The following is a 24235-nucleotide window of genomic DNA, read 5'->3' on the forward strand; positions in this document are numbered from 1 at the left end:
GCCGCGGCGCAGCAAGTAGCCGCATGTCGCTATGCGAAATGCAGGTCAACGAGGTCCTGAACGATTCAACCGTCACTAGAGCAAGTTAAACGTTTGGGGCGGGTTAAATAACCCGCCCCGCCCAGAGGGATGACGCGATATTAACCAATGTGTTGGTTCAGGTATTTTTAATGAGGGAGCCCTGCTAAACACCCCTAAAACGCTCAAGCTGAGAATTGCTGATCGCACATCCTAATCTACTTGGCCTACGAACTTATTTCGAAGCCAAGCTTTAAGGTTTTAACATTTCAATAGCTATCGATTGCAACAACCCCGCGAAAAAATAAATGAACTGGTTCGACGAACATTCGATTTCCTATTCCATCTTGATCCTGAGCCTGGTGATCTCCTTCGGCCTAGCCTTGGGACAGATTCCGTTGTTTCGCCTGAAGCTGGGCATTGCCGGCGTATTGTTTTCCGGCATCGTCTTCAGTCACTTCGGCTACACGCTAGACGGCCACTTGATGCATTTCATTCGTGAATTCGGCTTGATTCTGTTCGTCTACGCGATCGGTCTGCAAGTCGGCCCGGGCTTCGTCAATTCCTTTCTACATAACGGCATCAGCCTGAATCTGATGGCTGCGGGCATCGTACTATTAGGCGCCGTTGTGACGCTGCTGATCAGTCAATTCGGCGGCATTGAAATACCGGTGGCGGTCGGTTTGTTTTCCGGGGCCACCACCAACACCCCATCGCTGGCGACCGCTCAGGAAATTCTCGGCCAACTACCCGGCGTCGATGCAGATACGTTGAAACAACCGGGACTCGGCTACGCGGTGGCCTACCCTTTCGGCGTCATCGGCATCATCTTATCGATGCTGGTCATCAAACATTTTTTTGCAATAAACGTCGAGGGCGAGGCGAAAAATTTCGACAAACAACAACGACAATCGGCCAACCGTTCGATATCGAAAGACCTGATCATCGAAAACCCGAACCTGAACGGCTTGACGATTGCGCAAATTCCTTTTTTCGATGCGATGAGCGCGATCGTGACCCGTATTGCCCATCAAGACAAGGTCAGCATCGTCAGCAGCGAAACAATGCTGCAAACCGGCGATTCCATCCGTCTGGTCGGCAAACCGAAAAACATCGACAAACTGAAGATATTGATCGGTCCCGACTCGCCGGTAAATCTGAATGAAATTTCCAACAGCCTGCATTTACAGCGTTTCGTCGTCACCAACAAGGAAGCCATCGGCAAAACGATCGATGAATTAAGAACCTATTACGCGGTGACGATTTCCAGGATTCAACGGCCGGAAGTGGAAATCATACCGAACAAATCGACCCGCATTCATTTTGGCGATGAACTGCATGTAATCGGGTCTAAAGAAGCGTTGAACAATATCGAAAAGGTGCTAGGCAATTCACTGGAAAAAATCAATCATCCTCAGGTGATGCCGATCTTCATCGGCATCACGCTGGGCGTGATCCTGGGCAGCTGGCCGCTTTATATCCCCGGCATTCCTTCGGCGGTCAAGCTGGGACTGGCCGGCGGGCCGCTGATCATGGCCATCGTTCTCAGCCGGGTCGACAGTTGGGGCACGATGACCTGGCAGATGCCGAAAAGCTCCAACATCATCCTGAAAGATATCGGCATCGTGTTGTTCCTCGCCTGCGTTGGCCTGAACGCCGGCGATCAGTTTCTGGCCACCTTGGTGGAAGGCGATGGGCTGAAATGGCTGGGCTTTGCCGTGCTGATCACGTTGCTGCCCTTGCTGATCGTCGCGATGATCGCGAGGCTATACCTGCGGCTAAATTTTCTCTCCATCTGCGGCCTGCTGGCCGGCAGCATGACCGACCCGCCGGCGCTAGCCTTCGCCAACGGCTTCAGTCCTTCCTCGGCCGTTGCCATTGCCTACGCCACGGTCTATCCGCTGGTCATGATACTGAGGATTATTTCGGCGCAGTTGATCATTCTGTTGTTTATGTGACGCCCTATTTAACCTGAGTTCGGGGGAATTATTCAGCGTACTTTTAACAGCATCGTAGGGCGGCTTCGCGTAGGGCGGCTTCGCGTAGGGCGGCTTCGCGAAGCAAGCCGCCAAAAAACGCTACCGGAGACAAAATTGGCCGTTGTGCGTATCCAGGTGGATTGCCTGGCGGCGAATCCACCCTACGATGGGTCAATCCGACGTTTGCGATACCAACGTAGGGTGGATCAAGCGCAGCGGATCCACCAATGTAGGGCGGCTTCGCGAAGCAAGCCGCCAAAAAACGCCACCGGAGGCAAAATTGGCCGTTGTGCGTATCCAGGCGTATTGCCTGACGGCGAATCCATCCTACGATGGGCCAGCCGACGTTTGCGATACCAACGTAGGGTGGATCAAGCGCAGCGGATCCACCAATGTAGGGCGGCTTCGCGAAGCAAGCCGCCAAAAACCGCCACCAGAGCAAAATTGGCATTGTGCGTATCCAGGCGTATTGCCTGACGGCGAATCCATCCTACGATGGGCCAGCCGACGTTTGCGATACCAACGTAGGGTGGATCAAGCGCAGCGGATCCACCAATTTAGGGCGGCTTCGCGAAGCAAGCCGCCAAAAAACGCTACCGGAGACAAAATTGGCCGTTGTGCGTATCCAGGTGGATTGCCTGGCGGCGAATCCACCCTACGATTGCGATGCCAATGTAAAGCCGATCGTCGTGAAGCGCATCGACACATGGTGCGCTTCCTATCGTCAGCACACCCTACCCACTGTTGTTTATGTGACGCCCTATTTAAAGAAACCAGGTGCTCAACCAGGGCACGTAGGTGATGATCAACACCGCCACTAGTAAAATCAGCATGAACGGGATCGTGGCCTGATACAGTTCGGTGATCGGCTTGTTGAAACGGTAACTGGCAATGAACAGATTCATGCCCACCGGCGGGGTAAAATAGCCGATTTGCATATTGGCCAGAAAGATCACGCCCAGATGAATCGGATGTACGCCATAATTGAGGGCGATCGGCACGATCAACGGCACGACGATGACCAGTGCGGAAAAAATATCCAGTATCGCGCCCAAAATCAATAGAAAAATATTGAGCAGAATTAAAAAGGACATCTTGCTGTCGATATTTGCCTTAACCCATTCAAACAAATGCATCGGAATTTGCGCATCGACCAGGTAATTGGTGAAGGCTATCGACACGCCCAGGATCATTAAAATCCCGCCAACCATCTGCATCGATGCTTTGATCACCTGGATCAGGTTTTGTAATTCTATTTCCTTATAGACGAAGATTTCCACCAGCATCACGTATAACGCCGTCACCGCCGCGACCTCCGATACCGTCAGAAAACCGCCAAAGATGCCGGCCACGATGAATACCGGCAGCGGCAACTCCCAGATCGCCTCCCTAATCGCGGCCCACGCCTCGGTCAGGGAAAAAACACTACGCTGCCACGATAAATGCCGGTTGGCCCAGGCGGTCCAAAGACCCAGCAGCAAAATCATCAGCAGCGCCGGCAACAAACCGGCCATGAACAATTCCGGCAAGGTGAACCTTTGACCCAGGCTCATCTGTTGAACGATCACTCCATAGAGGATCAACGGGATAGACGGCGGCAACAACAAGCCCAAACTGCCGCTGGTGGTCACCAGGCCGAGACTGAACTTTTCCTGATAGCCCTCGGCAATCAGCGCCGGCAGCAGCAACGCTCCCAGGGCCACGATGGTGATGCCGGAAGCCCCGGTAAAGGCGGTAAACACCGCGCAGGCCACCAACGAGACGATGGCCAAGCCGGACGGCATCCAGCCGAAGAAAACCCGAGTCAGGCGCAAGATTCGCTCCGAAGTCTTGCCTTCCGAGAGAATATAGCCGGCGAAGGTGAACAACGGCAGAGCCACCAGTAACGGCGTTTCGGCGATGCGGTAGAGCTCTGCGGCAATAATGGCCAAATCAACCTCGGAGCTGACAAAGCCCAGCATCGTCGCCGCCAAGATCACGACAAACAACGGTGCACCGATCATCACCATCAGCACAATGATTAAAATGGCAAAAACTGTCATTGACTTAGAGAATTAGGCAATACGATGGAGATGGTATAGCGTAGCGAAATGATCAAAAAGGCGATCGGTATGATTGCCTCACACAGCCAATTCGGCACCGCGGCGAAGGCGATGCCGCCATATCGATATTCCTGAAGCACAAACTGCAGACTATGCCAGGTCATGACGTAGCACACCGCCGAAGTGAACAGCGCGCTTAGCCGCTGCGCGATAGGCCGAATGCCGGCAGGCAGTTTCTTGACGACCACATCGATACTGATATGTTGACCGTCGCGGCTGGCGATCATCGCGCCGATCAGCGCGATCCACAACACGGCGATGCGAACAAAGGATTCCGCCCAGATGATGCCGCTGGCAAAGAAATTACGCATCACGATCTGAGTCACGGCCACCAGCATCAAGGAGATGAACAACGCGACTAAAATAAAGGTCTCGCCGTTCAATAACCAACGCCGTATGTTACGCAATGCCGTCAAGCTCATTGCTGCCGTCTGAACTCGGCCAAATAAGCATTCAACTCCCTGATTTTATCGGCCGACATGTTGCCCTCCTGCTCAATCTTGCGGTTGGCGCTGACGATCGTGCGTCTCAGCTCATCGGCCGCGGCCGGCGTCGGCTTCAGAAACTGAATGCCCTGTTCCTTCAGCACCTCGGCCGCTTGCAGGTTATCCTCTCGGGTGTGCTTATCGATTTCCTCAATCACCCGCCCCATCACCGAGCGCACGATCTGACGGTCCGCTGCGGAAATTCTTGCAAATGCGCCCTTATCCAGCACCAATGCGCCGAACGCATATAACAGCGGTATATCGGTGACATATTTGACTTTGGTATGCCACTGCAAGGCCAGTGCGCCGACCGGCGAGCCGGCAACCACATCGATCATACCGGTTTGCAAACCCATCAGCACATCGCGCAACGGTAACGGAATCGGCGAGATGGAAAAGGCCTTCATCGCCTCCAAGACCACGCGATTATCATCCGGCACCCAGACCTTGTAATTGCGCATTTGCTCGAGGGTCTGCACCGGCGCCGTGGACATCACATAAGCCATGCCGACTTCGGCGAACCCCAGCGGCACGACGCCATGTTCCTCCAAACCTTGCATCAGCTTGGCATCCATTTTCCGTCTGACATAATCCACTTCCTGGAGGTTATGAAACTTCAACACCAGATTGTAAAGCTGAATATCGGGATAAATGTTGCTCAGTACCGCATTTGTCACCGCCGCGCCATGCAATTGGCGCAAGCGCATTTTGCGCAACACTCCGACGTCATCGCCCATCACACCGCCGGGATAAAATTTAAATTTAACCCGGCCGTCGGTCTTACGATTAATTTCTTCGGCGCCGGCGCGCAATTGCCTGACCCAATAAGAGCCATCCGGCGATAAGGTGGCGATTTTAAACGTATAGGCCTGCGCGGTATTAGCGGCGAAGGTCAACAACAGCCACAGCATGGCCTGGTAAACTTGAATTTTCATATCCTAGCTCGCTCATTAAAAGTAGTCATCGGCGCTTTGTAATAATTCAGCCGCTCGCTGCTGCGCCAGCGTGTTGATCAATGTTAACCCATTCTGCTGAGGATTGGCGGCTATGACCGCTTCTAACAAACGGTCATGCAGTTCGCGATCAAACACCATGCGGGCATAGTACCGGGCATAGAGCACCGGCGCCATCAAGTTTTTTTCGGCGGACAAGCTTATGGCCTTCTCAAAATAGTGTCGAGCCAAATCGGGCTTGCCGCCTAAAGCAGGCGGTAAAATGCTCTCCAGCATGCCCAAATACAGATAAATCTCGCCATCGCGATAGTCTTCATCCATTTCGCAGACATGACGCATCAGTCGTTTAACCTGGGCCAATTGGGCCACAGCGCGCCAATCGCCGGCATGGGCGCGTATCCAGCCGGCCCAGGCCGTGCCGAGCGCATAAAGGCTTTCCAGGTCCTCCTTTTCGGTGTCTTCGATCACGGTAGAAAATTCGGCGAAAGTCAGCGTCTGCACATCGCAGAGCGCTTGCTTATGCAGACAGGCGGCTCGGACGGCAAAACTCAGCGCCTTCTCAGTCAGGCGCCGATTCCTAGATGGTTCATCGTCGGCCATTAACGCCGTATAGGAGGCATAGAGTCTGGCGGTGGATAGCAACAGCGCTTCGTCTTCAGGTTCACTGAGCAGCAAGGCCTCCTGCATCAGTAAATAGGCTGGAATTGCCTGCGCCACCATCTCCGGATCATTGGAGTTCAACATCGCCTGCTGCAAATGACTGCCGAAATCCTTTGCCGCGGACGTAATAAAAAAGCTACAGCCGTTGCAGGCTAAGACTAGCGTGACCAGCAACAGCGCTTTCATCGATCGATTTCTCACGAGTCTCGCTCCTGACTTTGCTCCGCCATGCCGGCGTCGAGCATTTCTTCCATACGCTCGCAATAGGCCTTCAAGACCTTGATGCGCGCATAATATTTATCATTACCCTCGACCATTAGCCATGGGGCCTGATGGGTGCTGGTCCTGGCTATCATTTCGTTAACCGCTCGCTGGTAGTCATCCCATTTTTCCCGATTACGATAATCCTCTTCGGTTATTTTATGCTTTTTATAGCTGATTTGCTCACGCTCCTTAAATCGTTTTAGCTGTTCTTCCTGGTCGATATGCAGCCAGAATTTCAACAGCACGATGCCATGCTCAACCAAGGCTTCTTCAAAATTAACGATTTCCGCATAAGCCCGCTGCCACTCGCGCCGACCGGCAAAGCCTTCCACCCGCTCCACCAGAACCCGACCGTACCAGCTGCGATCATAAATCGTCACTTGCCCGGCGCGCGGAATATGACGCCAAAAACGCCAGAGATAATGATGCGCGCGTTCCTCGTCGGTCGGTGCGGCAACCGGTATGACCTGATAATTTCTAGCATCCATAGCATGGGTCAAACGCCTGATTGCGCCGCCCTTGCCGGCGGCATCCCAGCCCTCAAACACCAATATACTGGATCGTTTCAATTGATGGGCCTGACGCACCAGCTTGTTGATCCGCCCCTGATACTTCGCCAACTGTTGTCTATAGGTTTTTTTATCCAGTTTTAAGGTTAAATCCAGCGAATCGAGCAAATTTTGCTGACTGACATGATTAACCCTTGGCCAGTCAGCCTCATTGTTCAGTTGTTTTAAAACCTGGCGCTGGGCAATATGCTGCTCGATACGATTCAGGACATGCTGTCCGACGGTCAGACTGCTATAACGGATATCGGAGCCTTCCACGATCAGCCAAGGCGCCGAGGCTGTGCTGGTTTCTGTCAAGACTCGTTCGGCGACCGCGACAAATTGGTCATAGAGGGCTAGATGTTTTATATCTTTTTCGGTCACCCGCCATCTCGTTTCCGGTTTTTTTTGCAAGGCTTTCAGGCGTTTTTTCTGGGCGTCCTTTTTTAAATGCAGCCAGCATTTGATGATTAACGCCCCATCATCGCTCAACAACTGCTCTAACTGCCTGATATGCATTAATTGCACCTGCAGCTGATCATCTCCAGTTTCACCGTAGACTCGTTGGGCCAGGGGTTCGCTATACCAGGAGCCGACGTAAATACCGATGCTCCCCTTCCCCGGCAAGGTGCGCCAGAAACGCCAGAATTTGGGCCTCTCCCTCTCTTCATCGGAAGGCTCGGCAAAGGCGATGGTGCGCATATAGCGCGGGTCCATCCATTCATTTAAGAGGTTGATCACCTCCCCTTACCGCCACCGTCGACGCCTGAAATTAAGATAATGACCGGAAAATCACAGTCCTGCAGTTTTTGTTGAGCTAGCAACAATTGCGTCCGCAATAACGAAACTTTTTCCCGGTAAATCGACTTTTTAACGGTATGTCCTAACTCAGCAATTTCAAACACCTAGCCTCCTTAATGCCGTTTTTTTTCCGCCTTTAAAGCATAGCAAAAATAAAATCCTCATTATTGTTAATTTTAGTTTTGACAGAAAACCTTTTGTCGTGATACAAATATCGACGTCGATTTAATAACAAAACAAAGACATTCGACAAGCAACTCGAGTTGCCCCCTTATCAAGTAGTAAGGGTTATTATTACAATAAATACCAAGAGGATTATGAAAATGGCTGAAGAAAAACAAAGCAATACTTACACCATCGTTGTTGCTGTATCTGCAGTAATTATGATCGCATTCGTAATGATGCTGAAAGGCAGAGAAACAGAGCATTTGAAAATGTCTGCTCAAACAACGCCAGAAGCTGAAGCTCAAGTTCTGGGAAAAGCTAGAGACTTCAACAACGTTATGGAATAATGAATAAAAGTCCCTTGTTTCTAAAACAAGGGACTTTTCTCCTCCCCCCAATGTTTCCAGCCAGATTAGCCATTCATAGACTTGGCAAATTTAGCCACCGTTAATCCCCGCTACCCGGCCATTTAGTTTTTCCCCAGCTAGTTATAGTTCGTTTCCTCTCGGTTTTTATCCCTTGCCTATGTTTAAACTTCGACTGTTATTAGGAAGGTCGTGTTTCAGGCGTAAAATTACCTTCCTGCAATTGACCGTCTTAAACGGCTAACGTAGGTGCTATACTTTCCCGCCGACACTTTTTACAACCCGAGTTCGGGGTCAAAATTTGTCCAACGGTATGAAATAGATGAGTATCAGACATTGAACCGAATCCTTTATAGCAAGTCTGAGCTTAAAACTATTCGACACTGGTACTGATATCAAATCAGTCTTTTTACTCATAAGGAGAAGTTATGAAAAAATCCAAAAACACCCCTTTTGCCATTGCATTAGGAACCTCTTTAGTTTCAGGACTGTCCGCAAATGTGGCCCAAGCCGACGCGTCGATCGATGCGAACAGCAATCCATTTGCCCTGACTGAACTGTCATCCGGTTACATGCAGACCGCCCAATCCGATCAAGAACAAAGCGGTTCGATGAAGATGAAAGACGGCTCTTGCGGCGAAGGCAAATGCGGCGGCGCGATGATGCAAGGAAATCAGGAAAAAGCAGCCGAAGGCAAATGCGCCGGCAATAAACCGATGCCTTCCGACAAAACGAAAGACATGGAAGGCAAATGCGGCGAAGGCAAATGCGGCGGTTCAATGAAAAAATAATTAACTGCCGACCAGGATCGGCCCACAAGGGCCGATACTCTCCACACGACTCTGTAGTAAACGTCGCACACCCAACATCCCTCCTATACTCTGCCGGCCAATCCGCCTGGATACGCACAACGGCCAATTTTGCCCCCGGAGGCGGGGTTTGGTGGCTTGCTTCGCGAAGCCACCCTACGAATCCGCCCATGTTGGCTACGTTGGCATCGCAACCGTCGATCGGAACCGCCGTGGATTCGCCGCCAGGCAATCCGCCTGGATACGCACAATGCCAATTTTGCTCCGGAGGCGGGGTTTGGTGGCTTGCTTCGCGAAGCCACCCTACGAATCCGTCCACGTTGGCTACGTTGGCGTCGCAACCGTCGGGAACCCGCCGTGGATTCGCCGCCAGGCAATCCACCTGGATACGCACAACGGCCAATTTTGCCTCGGAGGCGGGGTTTGGTGGCTTGCTTCGCGAAGCCACCCTACGAATCCGTCCACGTTGGCTACGTTGGCGTCGCAACCGTCGGGGACCCGCCGTGGATTCGCCGCCAGGCAATCCGCCTGGATGCTTGGATTAATTTGACTAAGGCCCCGAGCTTTCCGGTAGAATCTCACTTTTGCTAAGATCTCTCAGCAATTAAAGTTAGCTGAGCGGCAGACAAATTGTCCTGGCATGAATTAACTGAACGACTCTCACGCGTTCGTATACCGACCTTTTTACAGACCATGAATAAAGAAGACATCACAAACGTTAAACTTTTCCTACTCGATTTACAGGATCGAGTTTGCCAGGCGCTGGAAGGCGAAGAAACAGAGACTCACTTTATCGAGGATAATTGGGAGCGTAACGAAGGCGGCGGAGGCAGAACCCGGGTTCTGAGCGGCGGACGCATCATTGAACAAGGCGGCGTTAATTTTTCCCATGTCTTTGGCGACAAACTGCCGGCTTCGGCAACGGCGGCCCGGCCGGAATTGGCTAACCGACAATTTCAAGCGATGGGCGTATCGCTGGTGATTCATCCGCGCAACCCCTATGTGCCGACCTCGCATGCCAATGTCCGTTTTTTCGTCGCGGAAAAACCGGGAGAAGAACCGATCTGGTGGTTTGGCGGCGGTTTTGACTTGACGCCTTTTTATCCGTTTGAGGAAGACGTGATTCATTGGCACGAAACCGCTCGCAAAGCCTGTGAGCCGTTCGGCCCCGATGTTTATCCGCGTTACAAAAAATGGTGTGACGACTATTTTTATCTGAAACACCGCGATGAAACTCGCGGCGTCGGCGGATTGTTCTTCGATGACCTGAACGAATGGGGCTTCGAGCGCTGCTTTGCCTTTATGCAGAGCGTCGGCAATCATTATATCGACGCTTATCTGCCGATAATGAAAAAACGTCAGGACACCCCTTACAGCGACAAAGAACGCGACTTCCAACTCTACCGGCGCGGCCGTTATGTCGAATTCAATTTGGTTTATGACCGCGGCACGTTGTTCGGCCTGCAATCAGGAGGCCGAACCGAATCGATCCTGATGTCTATGCCGCCGGTCGCCCACTGGAAATATAATTGGCGCCCCGACCCCGGCAGTGCGGAGTCTGTGCTTTATGAACAATACTTAAAACCGCGTGACTGGCTGGGCACGAACGGTTCATCATAAACGCGAGAGCCTTGGAAAATCGACAACTTTGCAACCATTCAAACGTGAAACCGGAGTTGATAACTGCCAGGAATTTACCCAGCACCTAAATTCCATAGGCTAATGGCTGCGATAAATCATCTTCGTTAATTTAGGTGCTGGGTTAATACATCCTTGGCAGCTAATGGCATCCTGCCTCACGCGGCACTTGCATGTCCCTGTGCGGCGGCCGCTAGCGATGTCCTATCTCGCGCGGCACTTGCACTTCCTTGTGCGGCGGCCGCTAGCGATGTCCTATCTCGCGCGGCACTTGCACTTCCTTGTGCGGCGTAAGCTCTGACCGCAACGTCTGACTGCCAGGGAGGGTGGGAATGCCACACCGGTCGGGAACCGGTGAGGTAGACCGTCAGGGACGATGGAAATGCAGGTTTTGCCGGTAGAAAATTGCTCCTGCATTTTCTACATTTCCGCCTTCCTTGGCGGTCAGAGCAAAAATCTGCCTGTTGCAGACAGCCCGATAAATCAATAATCGACTCCCTCTTATAAAAATACGCTGAATAATTTCAAACATTTTTAGCCGACCCGGTGGATGCGCTCCGCTTATCCACCCTACGAATGGGGGTGAGTAGTTCCCATTTTTATACTGAATAGTTACGATTTTATTTGCTTAGGTACTGGATGCTTATGTTATATTAGGGTTCATTAATAAAGCATTCCAGGGAGACGTCATGATTTTCCGACAATTTTTTGAACCGGTCACCTCGACCTATACCTATCTGCTAGGCTGCGAATTCAGCCGCAAAGCCATCTTGATCGATACCGTCGCCAGCGAAGTTGATTTCTATATTCAACAACTAGAACAACTGGATCTGGACTTGGTTTATACGCTGGAAACCCATGTCCATGCCGACCATATTACCGGCGCCGGACATTTGCGCGACCAGATCGGCAGCAAAAGCATCGTCCACAGGGATGCAGGCGCGATGTGCGCCGACCTGCTGGTCACCGATGGTGTGCAATTGCAGGTCGGCGATATTGAAATCAAGGCGCTGCACACGCCAGGCCACACCAGTGGCTGCACCAGTTATCTGATTGGCGACCGCGTGTTCACCGGCGACTGTCTGTTGATCAACGGCTGCGGTCGCACCGATTTTCAACAAGGCGACTCCGGCGTCATGTATGACAGCATCACTCAGAAGCTGTTCACCCTTCCGTCCGATACCTTGGTTTATCCCGGCCATGATTATAAAGGCCAGACCGTCTCGACGATCAAACAGGAAAAATCACTCAATGCCCGACTCGGCAACGGCAAAACCCGCGAGGAATTTGTTCAGATCATGAATGATCTGGACCTGGCCTACCCAAAATTCATCGACGAAGCCTTGCCGGCCAACAAGGCCTGCGGTCAGCCGGAAAATGATCAGGCCTCAATCGTTCAGGGATAATAGTCCATCATGACCTTATTAATCGCCGCATCCATCGCTATCGGCATCTTATTGAGCCTGCTGGGCGGCGGCGGATCGATTTTAACGGTGCCGGTATTGGTCTATCTGGCCGACTTATCGGCCAAAAGCGCCATCGTCACGTCACTGATCGTCGTCTGCATCACCAGCGCGATCGCCGTCATCCATTATGCCCGAAGCAAGCGGGTATGCTGGAAAACAGGCGCCACCTTCGGCATCGCCGGCATGTTGGGGGCCTTTAGCGGCGGGCGCTTGGCAGCGTATATTCCGGGACCCATCTTATTGGTGTTGTTCGCCACCGTGATGCTGCTGGCGTCGTTTGCGATGATACGGAATAAGAAACCTGTGACCGGCGAAAAAAATTGCGAAGATGATTTCTGTCCGATGAATTTACCGGTCTCGGCCATCCTGTTTGACGGCGTGTTGGTTGGCTTGGTCACCGGTTTGATTGGCGTCGGCGGCGGATTCCTACTGGTGCCGGCCTTGGCTTTATTGGCCGGCCTGCCGATACAAGCGGCGATCGGCACCTCCTTGTTCATCATCGTGCTGCAATCGCTGGCGGCGTTGGCGGGGCATGCCAATCATATGTCGATCAACATCGAGTTGACGCTCTTGGTCACCAGCTGCGCCGTATTCGGCAGCCTGATCGGCGGTCAATTGACGAAAATCATCGACAGCCAGTATTTGAAACGCGGTTTCGGCGTGTTCGTGTTTTTACTGGGCAGTTTTCTGCTCTATCAAGAAATTTCGGCCGAGTTGATTGCACAAATCAAACAATTGCTCATTGAACATAAGGAGTTCATCAAAGGCGCGAGCACCATTATCGTGACCCTGATGCTGTACCGCTTATGGTCTAGGTTGCACTAAGCTAAAAAAACCTGAGTTCAGGTTAAAATTTGCATCGGATCTGTTCTGCAATATCATCTTGGTGATCGGGTCAGAGGGAGCCGCAGCTCCCGTCTGCCCACAGAACCGTGCGTACGGGTCCGTACACGGCTCCTCACGTAAGACGAATCCATTGAGATACCTCAAACCAATGCGCTAACTGTCGGTCGGATCGTATTTCCTGTCCCATCAGGTTGATAAACCAACTGTTCGGATAGGCTCTCGTCACCGCTCGGGTTGCGGAAAGCGCCCACCGTTTCTTGTTGGAAAAGACCGTCTGGGCGGCTTGCTTTCGCGGTACGCCCCGTTTGACCAGGTTTCGATACAGATGCTGTTTCCGCTTCTGCTGACTCACCAGCCTCGCTCGTAATCGTCGCCGGATATGGGCTTCGATTTTCCTCAGCTGGGACGGGTATTGGGTCAAGCTGTAGTAGTTGGCCCAGCCCACGTACCACTGATTAAGGTCGGCCAGGGTGTGATTCAGCGTCTGATGGGTGCCTCGCGGCGTTAAGGCTTTGACTTTACTCATGGCCGTTTGCAGGGCTTTGTGCGCAATCGCTACTGTCCTGTCGACCACGGTAAAGCCTAAGAACTTTACCGCATCGGATTTAGCCACTTGGCTTTTCTCCCGGTTCACCTTCAGTTTCAGCTTGTTTTCGATGAATTGGCTGACTTTCTCCATCACTCGCTCCGCCGCCTTTTGCGACCCAACGAAAATGTTGCAGTCATCGGCAAACCGACAAAATTCCAGTCCGCGCTTTTCCAATTCCTGATCCAGTTCGTCCAGAACAATGTTGCTCAGCAAGGGCTTAACGGTCCGCCCTGCATCGCACCTTCCTTGTTGGGGTTGACGACGCCGTTGATCATCACGCCACTGCGCAGCATCATGCCGATCAAGCGCAAGATGCGTTTGTCGGCGATCCGTTGCCCCATCCGGCCAATCAGCCGGTCGTGGTGAATACGATCGAAGAACTTCGATAAGTCGATGTCCACCACATAGGGTTTACCGCTTTCCACGATCCGTTGCGCCGCTTGCACCGCTTGGTGTTGACTCCGTCCCGGACGAAAGCCATAGCTGTGCCCTGAAAAATGCGGATCAAAGATCGGTTCCAGCAACAATTTCAGGGTCGTCTGTACCACACGATCCCGCACCGTCGGTATGCCGAGCAGACGTACGCCCTTGCCGCCAGGCTTAGGTATTTCCACTCGGCGAACCGGCGAGGGTTGGTAAGTCCAATCCTGCAATTCCTGTTGCAGACGACTTAGCTCTTCGTCTAAACGGGCTTCAAAGTCGGCTATCGTGACCCCGTCAATGCCGGGTTTGCCTTTGTTCTTCTTCACCTGTTCAAATCCCGCACTCAAATACAACGTTGAGCACAGTTGGTCAAAGAGTCTTGGTTCCTCAATCAATCGGTCATGTTCGTTCATTTCACTTTTTCTCTCTCTTGCAATGGCCTTTCTTCAATCTCGCGCAATCGATTCGTTCACTGTTTACGACGCGAATAGTCGATTGCTCCTGTCAGGCTGATCTCAGACCCTCAGTTTATAATCAACGGCCATGGCCGCTTACGTGTTCCACCCTTCACCTCCAACTTCCTGTCACTGGTTCGATGTTTTTCCCTCAGCTATGTCACCATAACCTCATCGGCATCGAACTTTACGATTACTACGGCTTCATCTGCAGACCCTCGGTTCATCACGTCAGCATTACTGCTGCGCTTAGGGCTTAAGGTGTCGCAGTTACACCGACCCGAAGCCGACGGCCCTTCACTGGGTAAGATAGTCAACTTTATCTCGGTCCACCTACCTTCAATACAACAGCAAGTTACGGTGAGAATATCGGACTTCGGTGGACGCGGGCACCTCATCCTCTTGCTGCCGCCTTACGAAGGTTCACTCTCGTTTAGGTGACCGATTCGGCTAGAGCTTCTTTCAGATTCCGCATTGGCTCTCGGTAACCGTGCTTCCCTGTTGGGTAGCTACCGGGAGTTTCTTTGGACACCCTTGCTTTCGCCTACTTCTTCCCTTCTCACAGGGCAAAGGCTGGACTTTCACCAGCTAGCTGACTACCATGCCAGTCACACCGCTTCACTTCGTTCAGCGGCACTCTACGGCGTAAACCTTATTATTCTCAATGAATAGAGCGTAATTATTTATTGCACCTTATCCGCTTCAACATTATGTTTTGCTATAGACCGCGACCTGTCCGCGCCCTTGTTTTTTCACTTGATAACAGGCCTGATCCGCTTCCTCGATCACCGTGGAGAAATCGGTTGAGTCGGCGTTGATTTTCGCCATGCCAATGCTAACGCCTATCTTGAAACAATGATCTTGCCAGTAGAAATTATACTGTTTGATCTCTTCGCAGATCGCCGCACCAATATCTCTCGCCTGCGACAAACAACAATGCTCCAAAATGATGGCGAATTCGTCGCCACCGAGACGGGCCAAGGTATCGCGCTGTCGCAGTTGTTTCGCTAACAATTCACTGACGCCGCGCAACAAATCATCCCCGGCAAGATGTCCGCAGCTGTCATTAACGGCCTTGAAATGATCCAGATCCAGAAAACAAAACACATGCTCGGACCGATCCTGTCTACTGCCAGCAATGATTCTTTCCAGACGTTGTTCACAAGCCCTGCGGTTGAGCAAACCGGTCAGATCATCATGACTGGCCTGATAGGAGATGATTTCGGCTTTTTTTCGCACTTCAGTGACGTCTTCCATCAGCGCAATGAAATGAGTGACCTTGCCTTGTTCATTTTTAACCGGTGAAATCAATTGCTTTGCCCAATAAAGCTCCCCATTTTTCCTTTGATTCAGCAATTCTCCTTGCCAGTGTTCGCCTTTTGCCAAAGTCTGCCATATTTGCTGATAGATAGTTTCCGGCGTTCTTCCAGACTTTAAAATGCGCGGCGACCGTTTAATGACATCCTCCAGTGTATAGCCATTAATTTCCACGAACTTGTCGTTGACATACTCTATCCGGCCTTGGGTGTCGGTCATCATGACCGCGCTAGGGCTATGCTGAACGGCCCAAGACAGCTTCTTCAATTCATCAACATACTGCTTCTGGCAACTGATATCCTGGAAGGATGCGACGGCGCCGATTATGCCTTCATGCTCATCCCTTAACGGCAGGCTGTTAACGGACAACGTCCTGTTGGATTCGGCATTTTTCATGATCATTTCAAAGGCATGGACTTCCTTCCCGGCCAAAGCCAGGTTAAGAGGATTATTCTGCGGCGTTAATTGGGTTTGACCATCCATTTCAAACAGCTGATAGCGTTCTAGCCACTTCCTAGGCGATAAATTGCCTAATTCCAGGCCATACTGTTGCTGCGCAGTCCGATTCAACATCGTCAGCCTGCCCTTGCTATCGCAGGAAATGATGCCTTCCCTGACATTATTCAATATTGAATCCAGGAGGCGATGCTGTTTGTTTAACTGACGGGTTTTTTCCTCCACTAGCTTTTGTGTTTGCAAGGTCTGGCCGGTGACAGACAGCAGAATAAACCCCAACATGCTGATGATGCAAAATCCGGCGATAAAAATCCACCAGTAGGACAGAGTCGTATGCGTATTGATGAATACTTCGCTAGGTTTATAGTTAAAAAGCCAGCGCCTAGAGAGGATATCGATTTCCTTATCTATCTCAAAGCCATAATCGGTCAGATCGGCGCTTATTGCTTGCCGCCGGGAGTGACTTTCGATGATGTTCAGCTCGATATGCTGCCGCTTGGCGAAGTCAATGGTTTGTTCCTTCAGCCCCCGATAATCGAAAAACAGACTGAGATAACCCGATAAAGCGCGTGATTCATGCTGGTCACGATAGACAGGCATCAACAATGCCGCCAGTGACTGCGGCCCTGCAATCGAATCAACGACGGTCGGCCCGATTAATTCCAACTGACCGCTGTCCCTGATCCGCTGCAAGACATCCGGCCAATTCATTCCATTCGCTGGCTTAAATTGTTGTAATTGCAACTGAGGAAGATGAGGCTCGATATAAGCAATGCTGAGCTCGCCGGTCAACAGCAGCGGGCCGAATTCGCTCGCCGGCGCCCATGCTAATGCCTTGATATAGTTATGTTCCTTCAACGCCGCTTGGCTGACAATTTTGAATTCTCTGGCCGATAGCGCCGACATGGCAGTAATGAAGGTTCGGATATTTTCTTCCTGCTGGACCAACGCCAGTCCATCCTTAACGACCTGGCGATGAAAATTATCCACCTTCCCCGCAAATATCCGCCTCAACCTGTCTTGCTCATCCGTTTTTAAAACATTAAATGCCCAAACACCATTAATGCAAAGAAATAACAGTGGGAAGGCGACCGGTATGATACGGGGACGCCAAATAGAACGCGGCTGGGCGATAAAAATTAGCACCAAGGGCGCAAATAAAATCACACCGACGCTGCTGCCCAGCCACCAGGTAAAAAAACTGGCCATGATATCCCCGCGATTAATGATGCCTAACCATAATTCGCTGCCGATCGCTATGAGCGCCGATAACAATTGGCTTAAGGGGCCGCCTAAGCAAAAAAACGCAAAGATGGAACGGTTATCCAACAGAGGATTTTTCGGCTTGAGACAGCGATTGATCATGAAAGCCCCCAAGGCCGCCGACAAACAGGCTTGAAAGCCAACCATCAGTGAGAACATTCGAGGACTAAACTCGCCAAAGCCAAAGATCTCGATCGCTATGATCAAATCGCCGATAAACACAGCCGGAAGCAGCCGATAACCACGCACCCATACCGCCGCCAGCGCAATACCAGCCGGCGGCCAGATAACCGCGGCATTACTGGGAGGCGTTGCCAAAAAATGCATCGACAAGTGTCCAGCCAAATAATATATCGATATTAATAAGAAATTATCGCCGATAATCCGTAATAGTTGTCTTTGGCGCATAGCAAATTCAATCCGAAGTATCAACTTAGGCGCGAATACGGCCGCACACTAAGCTAAATCGCTAACTTTTTGACTCAGTCACTCAAGCGGAATGCGTAAATATCACCGGCGCCTACTGGCTCAATGCTTTGTCGTGATTAGGAGAATGCTGATCAATTAGATTACTGTACCCGTTAAATGTGGAATCCTTAATTTATGCGACCTCGAGTAAATGCTCATAATTCGCATGAAATGAGATTATTCACACAAAAAAATTTTCAATAACTAACGATGACCCAGCCATTTGAAAAGTATGATCAGCGTCAATCATATCAGCAATTGATCTTACCGGTTGAAAGAAAATGGATGCTCCTACTCATCATATCCTTCGATTGATAGATCGCTCTGACAAAATGGCCTCTGACGGATTTAAAACTAGCAAATTGCTAGAATAAAAACAATAAAACGCCGCCTCAAAAAAGACGGCGTTTAGCAAAATTTTGCTCTACATCACATTAATAAAGATTATGGTAGCCGGTTTCTTCGTGTAGAACGATATCCAGACCTTGCAGCTCTTCATCGGCGTCGACTCTTAAACCGATCAAGCTATCGATTAGTTTTAGAATCACAAAACTGAACACGGCGCTCCATAACGCCGTCACCAGCACGCCCAAAGCCTGAATGCTGACCTGGTCGGCGATGCTGACGCCGTGCAGTCCAAGACCGCCAAGGCTTTCCGCGGCAAACACGCCGGTCAAAACAGAGCCGATAATGCCGCCGACGCCATGAACGGGAAAGACGTCCAGCGAATCATCGATCTTCAGCACCCGTTTAAAATATTGGGTCGCAGAAAAACACACCGCGCCCGCGGTGATGCCGATAAATATCGCCCCGGCCGGCCCGACAAAACCGGAGGCCGGAGTAATCGTGCCCAGTCCGGCCACCATGCCGGTAACGATACCCAACACGCTTGGTTTGCCGAAACGCATCCATTCCATCGTCATCCAGGTCAACGACCCAGCCGCCGCCGCAACATGAGTTACCAAAATAGCCATGCCGGCAGAACCATCGGCAGTCAAGGCGCTGCCGCCGTTAAAACCGAACCAGCCGACCCATAACATGCCGGCGCCGGTGACTACCATCGTCATATTGTGCGGCGGCATCGGCGTAGTCGGAAAGCCCTTACGATTACCCAGAAGCAATGCCGAAACCAAGGCGGCGACCCCGGCATTGACATGAATCACGATGCCGCCGGCAAAATCCTTGACGCCTAAATCGGCCAGCCAGCCTCCTCCCCATATCCAGTGACAAACCGGCATATAAACGACAACCAACCATAAGGCGCTGAACCAAAGCATCGCCGAAAACTTCATCCTTTCGGCAAAACCGCCGACGATTAGGGCTGGGGTAATAATCGCGAAGGTCATCTGGAACATGAAAAATACGGTTTCCGGGATATCGCCGCTTAATGATTCCGTCCGTAAGTCAGGCATGAAAACCTTAGCGGAACCGCCGATGAATTTCTGCCATTCGCCGCCATCGGCAAATATGAAACTATAGACGCCGGCCAGCCATAACAGCGATACCAGACAGGTAATCGCAAAACACTGCATCAGCACCGATAAAACGTTTTTACCTCTGACGAGGCCGCCGTAGAACAGGGATAAGCCCGGTAGGGTCATGAACAGCACCAAGGCCGTCGAGGTTAATATCCAAGCCGTATTGGCCTGATTTAATTGATCGGCTAACGCCAATTCTGGCAGCGCTAACATCGCCACAAGCATCAAGTTTTTTGTTGTTGAGTTCATTATTTATTACCACAGTATTATTGATCTGCCTTCTAAATAACGATGACCTGATGCAACAAAATCGCCCCTATCCATGCCAAGCACAGACAGGGGCGATTTTATGCGACTGAGTTATCTTTATCCGGGCAGACTGTTAAATGGCATCCTCTCCGGTTTCTCCGGTTCTGATCCGGATCACCTGTTCCAATTCGGAAACGAAGATTTTGCCATCACCTATTTTTCCGGTGTTGGCTGCATTGACGATGGTTTCCACAGCCTGATCGACGACGCTTTCCGCGACTGCAATTTCCAGTTTAACCTTGGGCAAAAAGTCCACGACATACTCCGCTCCTCGATACAACTCCGTATGCCCTTTCTGCCTGCCGAAACCTTTCACCTCAGTCGCCGTCACCCCCGTCACACCAATCTCGGATAATGCTTCTCTCACATCATCCAATTTAAATGGTTTGATAATCGCGGTAATTAATTTCATGTTATCCCCAGTTGTATGATTAAAAAATCTTGCCTGCCGGCAATAATAAATAATTCCAGAGCAACATACAATTTACGCCGCGAAAATCTCCCCGACCAAGTCCTTTTCAAGCACGAAAACGGGCGCCTAGGCGCCCGTTAATTTCGGCGAACAAGCGCTAGCCTTTGCTGGTGTCGGTAAACTCCGGATAAGCCTCCATGCCACACTCGGAATAATCGACGCCATGATATTCATCCTCTTCGCTGACGCGGAGTCCCATCACCGCCTTAATCACAAACCAAGTCAGCAGACTGGTGACAAAGACAAAACCCAATATGGTCACAATGCCTAGCAATTGAGACGACAGCTTCGCCTCAGGATTGGAAATACACACGGCCAGCAATCCCCAGGTGCCAACCACGCCATGCACCGAAATCGCACCGACCGGATCGTCGATTTTCAGCTTATCCATGCCGATGATCGAAAATACCACCAGAATGCCGCCTATGCCGCCTATGATCGTCGCCACCAATGGTGTCGGCGTTAACGGCTCCGCTGTGATCGCAACAAGGCCCGCCAAAGCGCCGTTCAAAACCATCGACAAATCAGCCTTGCCGAACAAGAAATGGGAGGTCAGTAAGGCCGCGACAACGCCGCCGGCCGCTGCGGCATTGGTGTTGACAAAAACCAGCGCCACCGCATTCGCTTCACCGACATCGGATATCTTCAATTCGGAGCCGCCGTTAAAACCGAACCAGCCCATCCATAGAATAAATGTTCCCAAGGTCGCCAAAGGCAAGTTGCAGCCAGGAATCGGTTGTACTTCGCCATTAGGTCCATATTTGCCTTTCCGTGCGCCCAGCAATAAAACCCCTGTCAACGCCGCCGTCGCGCCACACATATGCACGACACCGGAACCGGCAAAATCCAGAAAACCTTTTTCATCCAGAAAACCACCGCCCCATTTCCAAAAACCTTGCATGGGATAGATAAAGCCGGTCATCACCACGGCAAATATCAAAAACGACCATAATTTCATTCTTTCCGCGACAGCGCCGGAAACAATCGACATCGCGGTCGCGACAAACACCACCTGAAAAAAGAAATCCGACATGCCCGAATAATAGGTTTCGCCCTTGCTGGCCAGCACCTCTTCCAGAGAATTATCGCCACCGATTAAGAAACCGATCCCCGGCCAAACGCTGTTTACCGCCTCATCCGGATACATGATGTTGTAACCGCAAAGCATATACATGATGCAGGCAATCGCAAACAAGGCGACATTCTTGGTTAAAATTTCGGTCGTATTCTTCGCCCTCACCAGGCCGGCTTCCAACATGGCAAATCCGGCCGCCATCCACATCACCAAGGCGCCGCTGATCAAAAAATAAAAAGTGTCCAGCGCATAACTCAATTCTACGATTTTGTTTAAGTTTTCCACTTGTATCTCCTGTAATTGTTTTATAGCGCTTCTTCGCCCGTTTCACCGGTTCTGATACGCACGACTTGTTCTAGGTTTGAAACAAAAATTTTGCCGTCACCGATCTTACCGGTATTGGCCGCGCTGGTGATCGCTTCGACCGCCTGCTCGACCTGGTCATCTGCAATCGCCACTTCGATTTTTGCTTTCGGTAAAAAATCAACCACGTATTCGGCTCCCCGATAGAGCTCTGTATGCCCTTTCTGGCGGCCGAAACCTTTAACTTCGGTGACTGTCACACCGGATACCCCAATGTCTGAAAGCGCCTCACGCACATCGTCCAATTTAAAGGGTTTAACAACAGCGGTTATTAATTTCATAGATCAACACCTATCTCTGGTTCACAATTAAGTTGTCACTCGAATACCCCATATGCACTATGCATGCCAAAGCGAAAAAACGCGGTTTTATTTTGTAAAGCAAGATCGTTTTAACTGGAGGAAACGCAGAATAGACACACCTCTGGATCTCTCTGTGATTGCCGTTGGCAAAGCGGTAGCCAACGGCTTACAAAACGAATGACTTGCTGTCACCGACTGTGACAGTAACGACTTAATCGATTCTTCCCTAAAAAGCTCACTCGGCCGCACAATTGTGGTGCAATAAAACCCGCATTGCACCATTGCATAGCGACAGGAACGCCCATATCAAATCCCAACACACCGTTGCACATACGCAACAATGTTACCCTGTGGCATGTCACTCCCCCGCCGACAGATTGCACACCACGAATCATTCGAGCAAATTCCAAGCGAGTACTCAGTCACTTTATATATGACGGGTACTCGGCAGGCGCCAGCTATTCTCGGTTTGAGCATTTTTGCTGTGTTTAGGGCATGGGGCGTATCTGTCGAGGAGCGCCGCCGAAACCCTGAAAGATACTGAATAGTTAACCCGAACTCAGGTTATTTCTAAAGCGGCATCAAGGACATTGCCGCCTCACCAGCAAAACAAGGCATAACGAATTAAAACAGCCCTATTGCCTCTCAAAGCTAATTCATGATGACTTTAGGCCCATAAGCCTTTATGCTCTTATTGCACCATTGCGGTGCAATTTGCACCAAAGTTGCACAAAAACAACATAAGTTGCGCCATACTTACAATTCATTCCTACACCTTTTCAACGACTTAGAAAAGTGGCCCGTTAATTGCTGAGGTAACCCTGAACTTTATCCAGGAGATCTTTAATGAGAAAAAATCTTATCGCTACACCTTTGATCGGCGGCGTACTGCTAACCGGCAGCGTCAACTTACATGCCGAAGGCCTTGTCGAATCATTGACAGGAAACAATGTTAATGACACTCAAGCTTTAAAAGATTTGGGTATTGAAATTGGCGGCTGGGCTGATGCCGGCATTACCTACGCTTCTCACAGCAATAAGAGCGGCAACAACGGCGCAATTCCGTTTGGCACCGACCGGGTCAACGAATTCCAATTGAATCAGGCTTATCTGTATGTGGAAAAAGCCGTGGACACCAGCGGTTCAGAGTGGGATATCGGCGGCCGCGTCGATTTCATGTTCGGAACCGACGCGCCTTCCACCCAGGCAGGCGGCTGGGATGACCAGATTCTCGGCTCCGACGAAAACAAGGATTTCAATCAATATGATGTGGCATTCCCGCAGGCCTACGCCGAAATCTTCGCCCCCATCGGCAACGGCTTAACCGTCAAAGCCGGCCACTTCTACACCATCATCGGCTATGAAGTCGTCACTTCGCCGGATAACTTCTTTTACTCTCACGCCTTCACCATGAACTATGGCGAGCCGTTCACCCATACCGGCGCTTTGGCGACTTACCAAATCAATGACAACTGGTCGATTAGCGGCGGCGCCGTGGACGGCTGGGATAATTTCCGCCGAGAAGGCGGAGACTGGAGTTTCTTGGGCGGCGCCAACTGGACCAGCGATGACGAAAAAACCTGGCTGGCGCTTTCTCTCATCAGCGGTGAAGACGGCGATGACTCGGTCGGTCAGAACACCACGATGTACAGCGTCGTTTTCGGCCACGATTTTGCCGATAACCTGCACTATGTGTTCCAACACGATTTTGGCGTCGTAGAAGATGGCAACGCACCTGGTGACGACGCAGACTGGTACGGCATCAACCAATATCTGACCTATGACATTAACGAAAAACTATCGGCCGGTCTGCGCGCCGAATGGTTCAGCGATAGAGGCGGCCGCATCAATTCTTTCGGCACTAATTATTATGCAGCGACTGCTGGTTTAAACTACTCGCCTTTATCGTGGCTGAAACTCCGTCCGGAAGTTCGTTATGACTGGGCCGATACCAATGGTGCGGGCGCTGTTTTTGGCGGCAACAAAAATGAACAAGTCCAAGTTGCGATGGATATGATTATCACGTTCTAATCCATCGTTTTTTTGCAACCTTGAAAGACGCAAGATTTAAAGCTTAACACAAAGCTTTCGGCCCTCCCCCCTCAAATAGGCCGGAAGCTTTGTTTTTTATCAGCAATTCCCACTTTGGCGTTCAAAAAGGGCATG

20 protein-coding genes and 1 pseudogene are annotated in these 24235 nt (G+C 51.0%); 7 read left to right on the forward strand and 14 right to left on the reverse strand.

Going from position 1 to position 24235, the window contains the following annotated elements; translation table 11 throughout:
- Nucleotides 1–326 precede the first annotated feature (326 nt).
- Nucleotides 327–1976, forward strand: a complete 1650-nt coding sequence (locus Q9L42_RS17965) for a putative transporter (protein WP_305907048.1) — start codon at nucleotides 327–329, stop codon at nucleotides 1974–1976.
- Nucleotides 1977–2761: 785 nt separating this feature from the next.
- On the opposite strand, the gene Q9L42_RS17970 is transcribed toward Q9L42_RS17965, so the two are convergent.
- Genes Q9L42_RS17970 through Q9L42_RS17995 form a run of 6 tightly spaced genes read right to left on the reverse strand, consistent with a single transcriptional unit; the run spans nucleotide 2762 to nucleotide 7914 of the window.
- Nucleotides 2762–4039 (reverse strand): TRAP transporter large permease, encoded by a 1278-nt coding sequence (locus tag Q9L42_RS17970; RefSeq protein WP_349431542.1) that lies wholly within the window; start codon nucleotides 4037–4039, stop codon nucleotides 2762–2764.
- Nucleotides 4036–4521, reverse strand: coding sequence for a TRAP transporter small permease (locus tag Q9L42_RS17975; RefSeq protein ID WP_305907042.1), 486 nt, complete (start codon nucleotides 4519–4521; stop codon nucleotides 4036–4038). Before Q9L42_RS17975 ends, Q9L42_RS17970 begins: the two co-directional genes overlap by 4 nt.
- Complete coding sequence (gene dctP / locus Q9L42_RS17980) at nucleotides 4518–5519, reverse strand: TRAP transporter substrate-binding protein DctP (RefSeq protein WP_305907041.1); 1002 nt, start codon at nucleotides 5517–5519, stop codon at nucleotides 4518–4520. The genes Q9L42_RS17975 and dctP overlap by 4 nt, the downstream gene beginning before the upstream one ends.
- 15 nt (nucleotides 5520–5534) lie before the next feature.
- Nucleotides 5535–6398: a TRAP transporter TatT component family protein gene (locus Q9L42_RS17985; RefSeq protein WP_349431543.1), complete on the reverse strand. Its 864-nt coding sequence runs from the start codon at nucleotides 6396–6398 to the stop codon at nucleotides 5535–5537.
- The gene (gene pap, locus Q9L42_RS17990) at nucleotides 6395–7750 is read right to left on the reverse strand and encodes a polyphosphate:AMP phosphotransferase (RefSeq protein WP_349431544.1); all 1356 of its coding nucleotides are present in this window, start codon (nucleotides 7748–7750) and stop codon (nucleotides 6395–6397) included. The genes Q9L42_RS17985 and pap overlap by 4 nt, the downstream gene beginning before the upstream one ends.
- The gene (locus Q9L42_RS17995) at nucleotides 7747–7914 is read right to left on the reverse strand and encodes a hypothetical protein (RefSeq protein ID WP_305907038.1); all 168 of its coding nucleotides are present in this window, start codon (nucleotides 7912–7914) and stop codon (nucleotides 7747–7749) included. The genes pap and Q9L42_RS17995 overlap by 4 nt, the downstream gene beginning before the upstream one ends.
- 219 nt (nucleotides 7915–8133) lie before the next feature.
- Here Q9L42_RS17995 and Q9L42_RS18000 point away from each other — a divergent pair, with 219 nt between their 5' ends.
- The 3 genes from Q9L42_RS18000 (at nucleotide 8134) to hemF (ending at nucleotide 10769) form a co-directional block, all read left to right on the forward strand.
- Entirely contained in the window at nucleotides 8134–8322 is a 189-nt protein-coding gene (locus tag Q9L42_RS18000; RefSeq protein WP_305907037.1) for a hypothetical protein, read from the forward strand.
- 446 nt (nucleotides 8323–8768) lie between these two features.
- Nucleotides 8769–9131 (forward strand): HvfA family oxazolone/thioamide-modified RiPP metallophore, encoded by a 363-nt coding sequence (locus Q9L42_RS18005; RefSeq protein WP_305907036.1) that lies wholly within the window; start codon nucleotides 8769–8771, stop codon nucleotides 9129–9131.
- 711 nt (nucleotides 9132–9842) lie between these two features.
- Entirely contained in the window at nucleotides 9843–10769 is a 927-nt protein-coding gene (hemF, locus tag Q9L42_RS18010; RefSeq protein ID WP_349431545.1) for an oxygen-dependent coproporphyrinogen oxidase, read from the forward strand.
- A 385-nt stretch (nucleotides 10770–11154) separates the two neighbouring features.
- Here the strand turns inward: hemF and Q9L42_RS18015 are convergent, their stop codons facing one another.
- A complete protein-coding gene (locus Q9L42_RS18015) occupies nucleotides 11155–11319 on the reverse strand; it encodes a hypothetical protein (protein ID WP_305907034.1) in 165 nt (54 codons plus the stop codon).
- A gap of 157 nt (nucleotides 11320–11476) precedes the next feature.
- Here Q9L42_RS18015 and Q9L42_RS18020 point away from each other — a divergent pair, with 157 nt between their 5' ends.
- Complete coding sequence (locus Q9L42_RS18020; RefSeq protein WP_305907033.1) at nucleotides 11477–12193, forward strand: MBL fold metallo-hydrolase; 717 nt, start codon at nucleotides 11477–11479, stop codon at nucleotides 12191–12193.
- A gap of 9 nt (nucleotides 12194–12202) precedes the next feature.
- Nucleotides 12203–13078 carry a sulfite exporter TauE/SafE family protein gene (locus Q9L42_RS18025; RefSeq protein ID WP_349431546.1) on the forward strand — a complete coding sequence of 292 codons (876 nt, stop codon included), beginning with the start codon at nucleotides 12203–12205 and terminating at the stop codon, nucleotides 13076–13078.
- A 133-nt stretch (nucleotides 13079–13211) separates the two neighbouring features.
- Here the strand turns inward: Q9L42_RS18025 and Q9L42_RS21560 are convergent, their stop codons facing one another.
- The 7 genes and pseudogenes from Q9L42_RS21560 to glnK form a co-directional block, all read right to left on the reverse strand.
- A complete protein-coding gene (locus Q9L42_RS21560; RefSeq protein WP_349431453.1) occupies nucleotides 13212–13625 on the reverse strand; it encodes a group II intron maturase-specific domain-containing protein in 414 nt (137 codons plus the stop codon).
- A 105-nt stretch (nucleotides 13626–13730) separates the two neighbouring features.
- Nucleotides 13731–14524 (reverse strand): annotated as a pseudogene (gene ltrA, locus Q9L42_RS18035) (group II intron reverse transcriptase/maturase); the annotation flags it as partial.
- Between the two features lie 750 nt (nucleotides 14525–15274).
- Nucleotides 15275–18010: a diguanylate cyclase domain-containing protein gene (locus Q9L42_RS18040; RefSeq protein ID WP_349431548.1), complete on the reverse strand. Its 2736-nt coding sequence runs from the start codon at nucleotides 18008–18010 to the stop codon at nucleotides 15275–15277.
- 494 nt (nucleotides 18011–18504) lie between these two features.
- Nucleotides 18505–19797 (reverse strand): ammonium transporter, encoded by a 1293-nt coding sequence (locus Q9L42_RS18045; RefSeq protein ID WP_305907027.1) that lies wholly within the window; start codon nucleotides 19795–19797, stop codon nucleotides 18505–18507.
- A gap of 133 nt (nucleotides 19798–19930) precedes the next feature.
- Complete coding sequence (locus Q9L42_RS18050; protein WP_305907026.1) at nucleotides 19931–20269, reverse strand: P-II family nitrogen regulator; 339 nt, start codon at nucleotides 20267–20269, stop codon at nucleotides 19931–19933.
- Nucleotides 20270–20426: 157 nt separating this feature from the next.
- Nucleotides 20427–21689: an ammonium transporter gene (locus Q9L42_RS18055; RefSeq protein ID WP_349431549.1), complete on the reverse strand. Its 1263-nt coding sequence runs from the start codon at nucleotides 21687–21689 to the stop codon at nucleotides 20427–20429.
- A gap of 20 nt (nucleotides 21690–21709) precedes the next feature.
- Complete coding sequence (gene glnK, locus Q9L42_RS18060; protein WP_305907023.1) at nucleotides 21710–22048, reverse strand: P-II family nitrogen regulator; 339 nt, start codon at nucleotides 22046–22048, stop codon at nucleotides 21710–21712.
- Between the two features lie 867 nt (nucleotides 22049–22915).
- On the opposite strand from glnK, the gene Q9L42_RS18065 reads away from it, so the two are divergent.
- Entirely contained in the window at nucleotides 22916–24100 is a 1185-nt protein-coding gene (locus Q9L42_RS18065) for a porin (protein ID WP_305907022.1), read from the forward strand.
- The last annotated feature ends 135 nt before the right edge of the window (nucleotides 24101–24235 follow it).

This window comes from Methylomarinum sp. Ch1-1, from assembly GCF_030717995.2.
GTDB classification, from domain to species: Bacteria; Pseudomonadota; Gammaproteobacteria; order Methylococcales; family Methylomonadaceae; genus Methylomarinum; species Methylomarinum roseum.

Bases quoted from the DNA above. Each gene is read 5' to 3' on its own strand.
- Q9L42_RS18000 (WP_305907037.1), top strand. From the start codon at position 8,134: ATGGCTGAAGAAAAACAAAGCAATACTTACACCATCGTTGTTGCTGTA.
- Q9L42_RS18025 (WP_349431546.1), top strand. From the start codon at position 12,203: ATGACCTTATTAATCGCCGCATCCATCGCTATCGGCATCTTATTGAGC.
- Q9L42_RS17965 (WP_305907048.1), top strand. From the start codon at position 327: ATGAACTGGTTCGACGAACATTCGATTTCCTATTCCATCTTGATCCTG.
- Q9L42_RS18065 (WP_305907022.1), top strand. From the start codon at position 22,916: ATGAGAAAAAATCTTATCGCTACACCTTTGATCGGCGGCGTACTGCTA.
- Q9L42_RS17970 (WP_349431542.1), bottom strand. From the start codon at position 4,039: ATGACAGTTTTTGCCATTTTAATCATTGTGCTGATGGTGATGATCGGT.
- glnK (WP_305907023.1), bottom strand. From the start codon at position 22,048: ATGAAATTAATAACCGCTGTTGTTAAACCCTTTAAATTGGACGATGTG.
- Q9L42_RS18020 (WP_305907033.1), top strand. From the start codon at position 11,477: ATGATTTTCCGACAATTTTTTGAACCGGTCACCTCGACCTATACCTAT.
- Q9L42_RS17975 (WP_305907042.1), bottom strand. From the start codon at position 4,521: ATGAGCTTGACGGCATTGCGTAACATACGGCGTTGGTTATTGAACGGC.
- Q9L42_RS18045 (WP_305907027.1), bottom strand. From the start codon at position 19,797: ATGAACTCAACAACAAAAAACTTGATGCTTGTGGCGATGTTAGCGCTG.
- Q9L42_RS18040 (WP_349431548.1), bottom strand. From the start codon at position 18,010: ATGCGCCAAAGACAACTATTACGGATTATCGGCGATAATTTCTTATTA.
- Q9L42_RS21560 (WP_349431453.1), bottom strand. From the start codon at position 13,625: ATGAGTAAAGTCAAAGCCTTAACGCCGCGAGGCACCCATCAGACGCTG.
- Q9L42_RS18015 (WP_305907034.1), bottom strand. From the start codon at position 11,319: ATGTTTGAAATTATTCAGCGTATTTTTATAAGAGGGAGTCGATTATTG.
- Q9L42_RS18050 (WP_305907026.1), bottom strand. From the start codon at position 20,269: ATGAAATTAATTACCGCGATTATCAAACCATTTAAATTGGATGATGTG.
- hemF (WP_349431545.1), top strand. From the start codon at position 9,843: ATGAATAAAGAAGACATCACAAACGTTAAACTTTTCCTACTCGATTTA.
- dctP (WP_305907041.1), bottom strand. From the start codon at position 5,519: ATGAAAATTCAAGTTTACCAGGCCATGCTGTGGCTGTTGTTGACCTTC.
- Q9L42_RS18005 (WP_305907036.1), top strand. From the start codon at position 8,769: ATGAAAAAATCCAAAAACACCCCTTTTGCCATTGCATTAGGAACCTCT.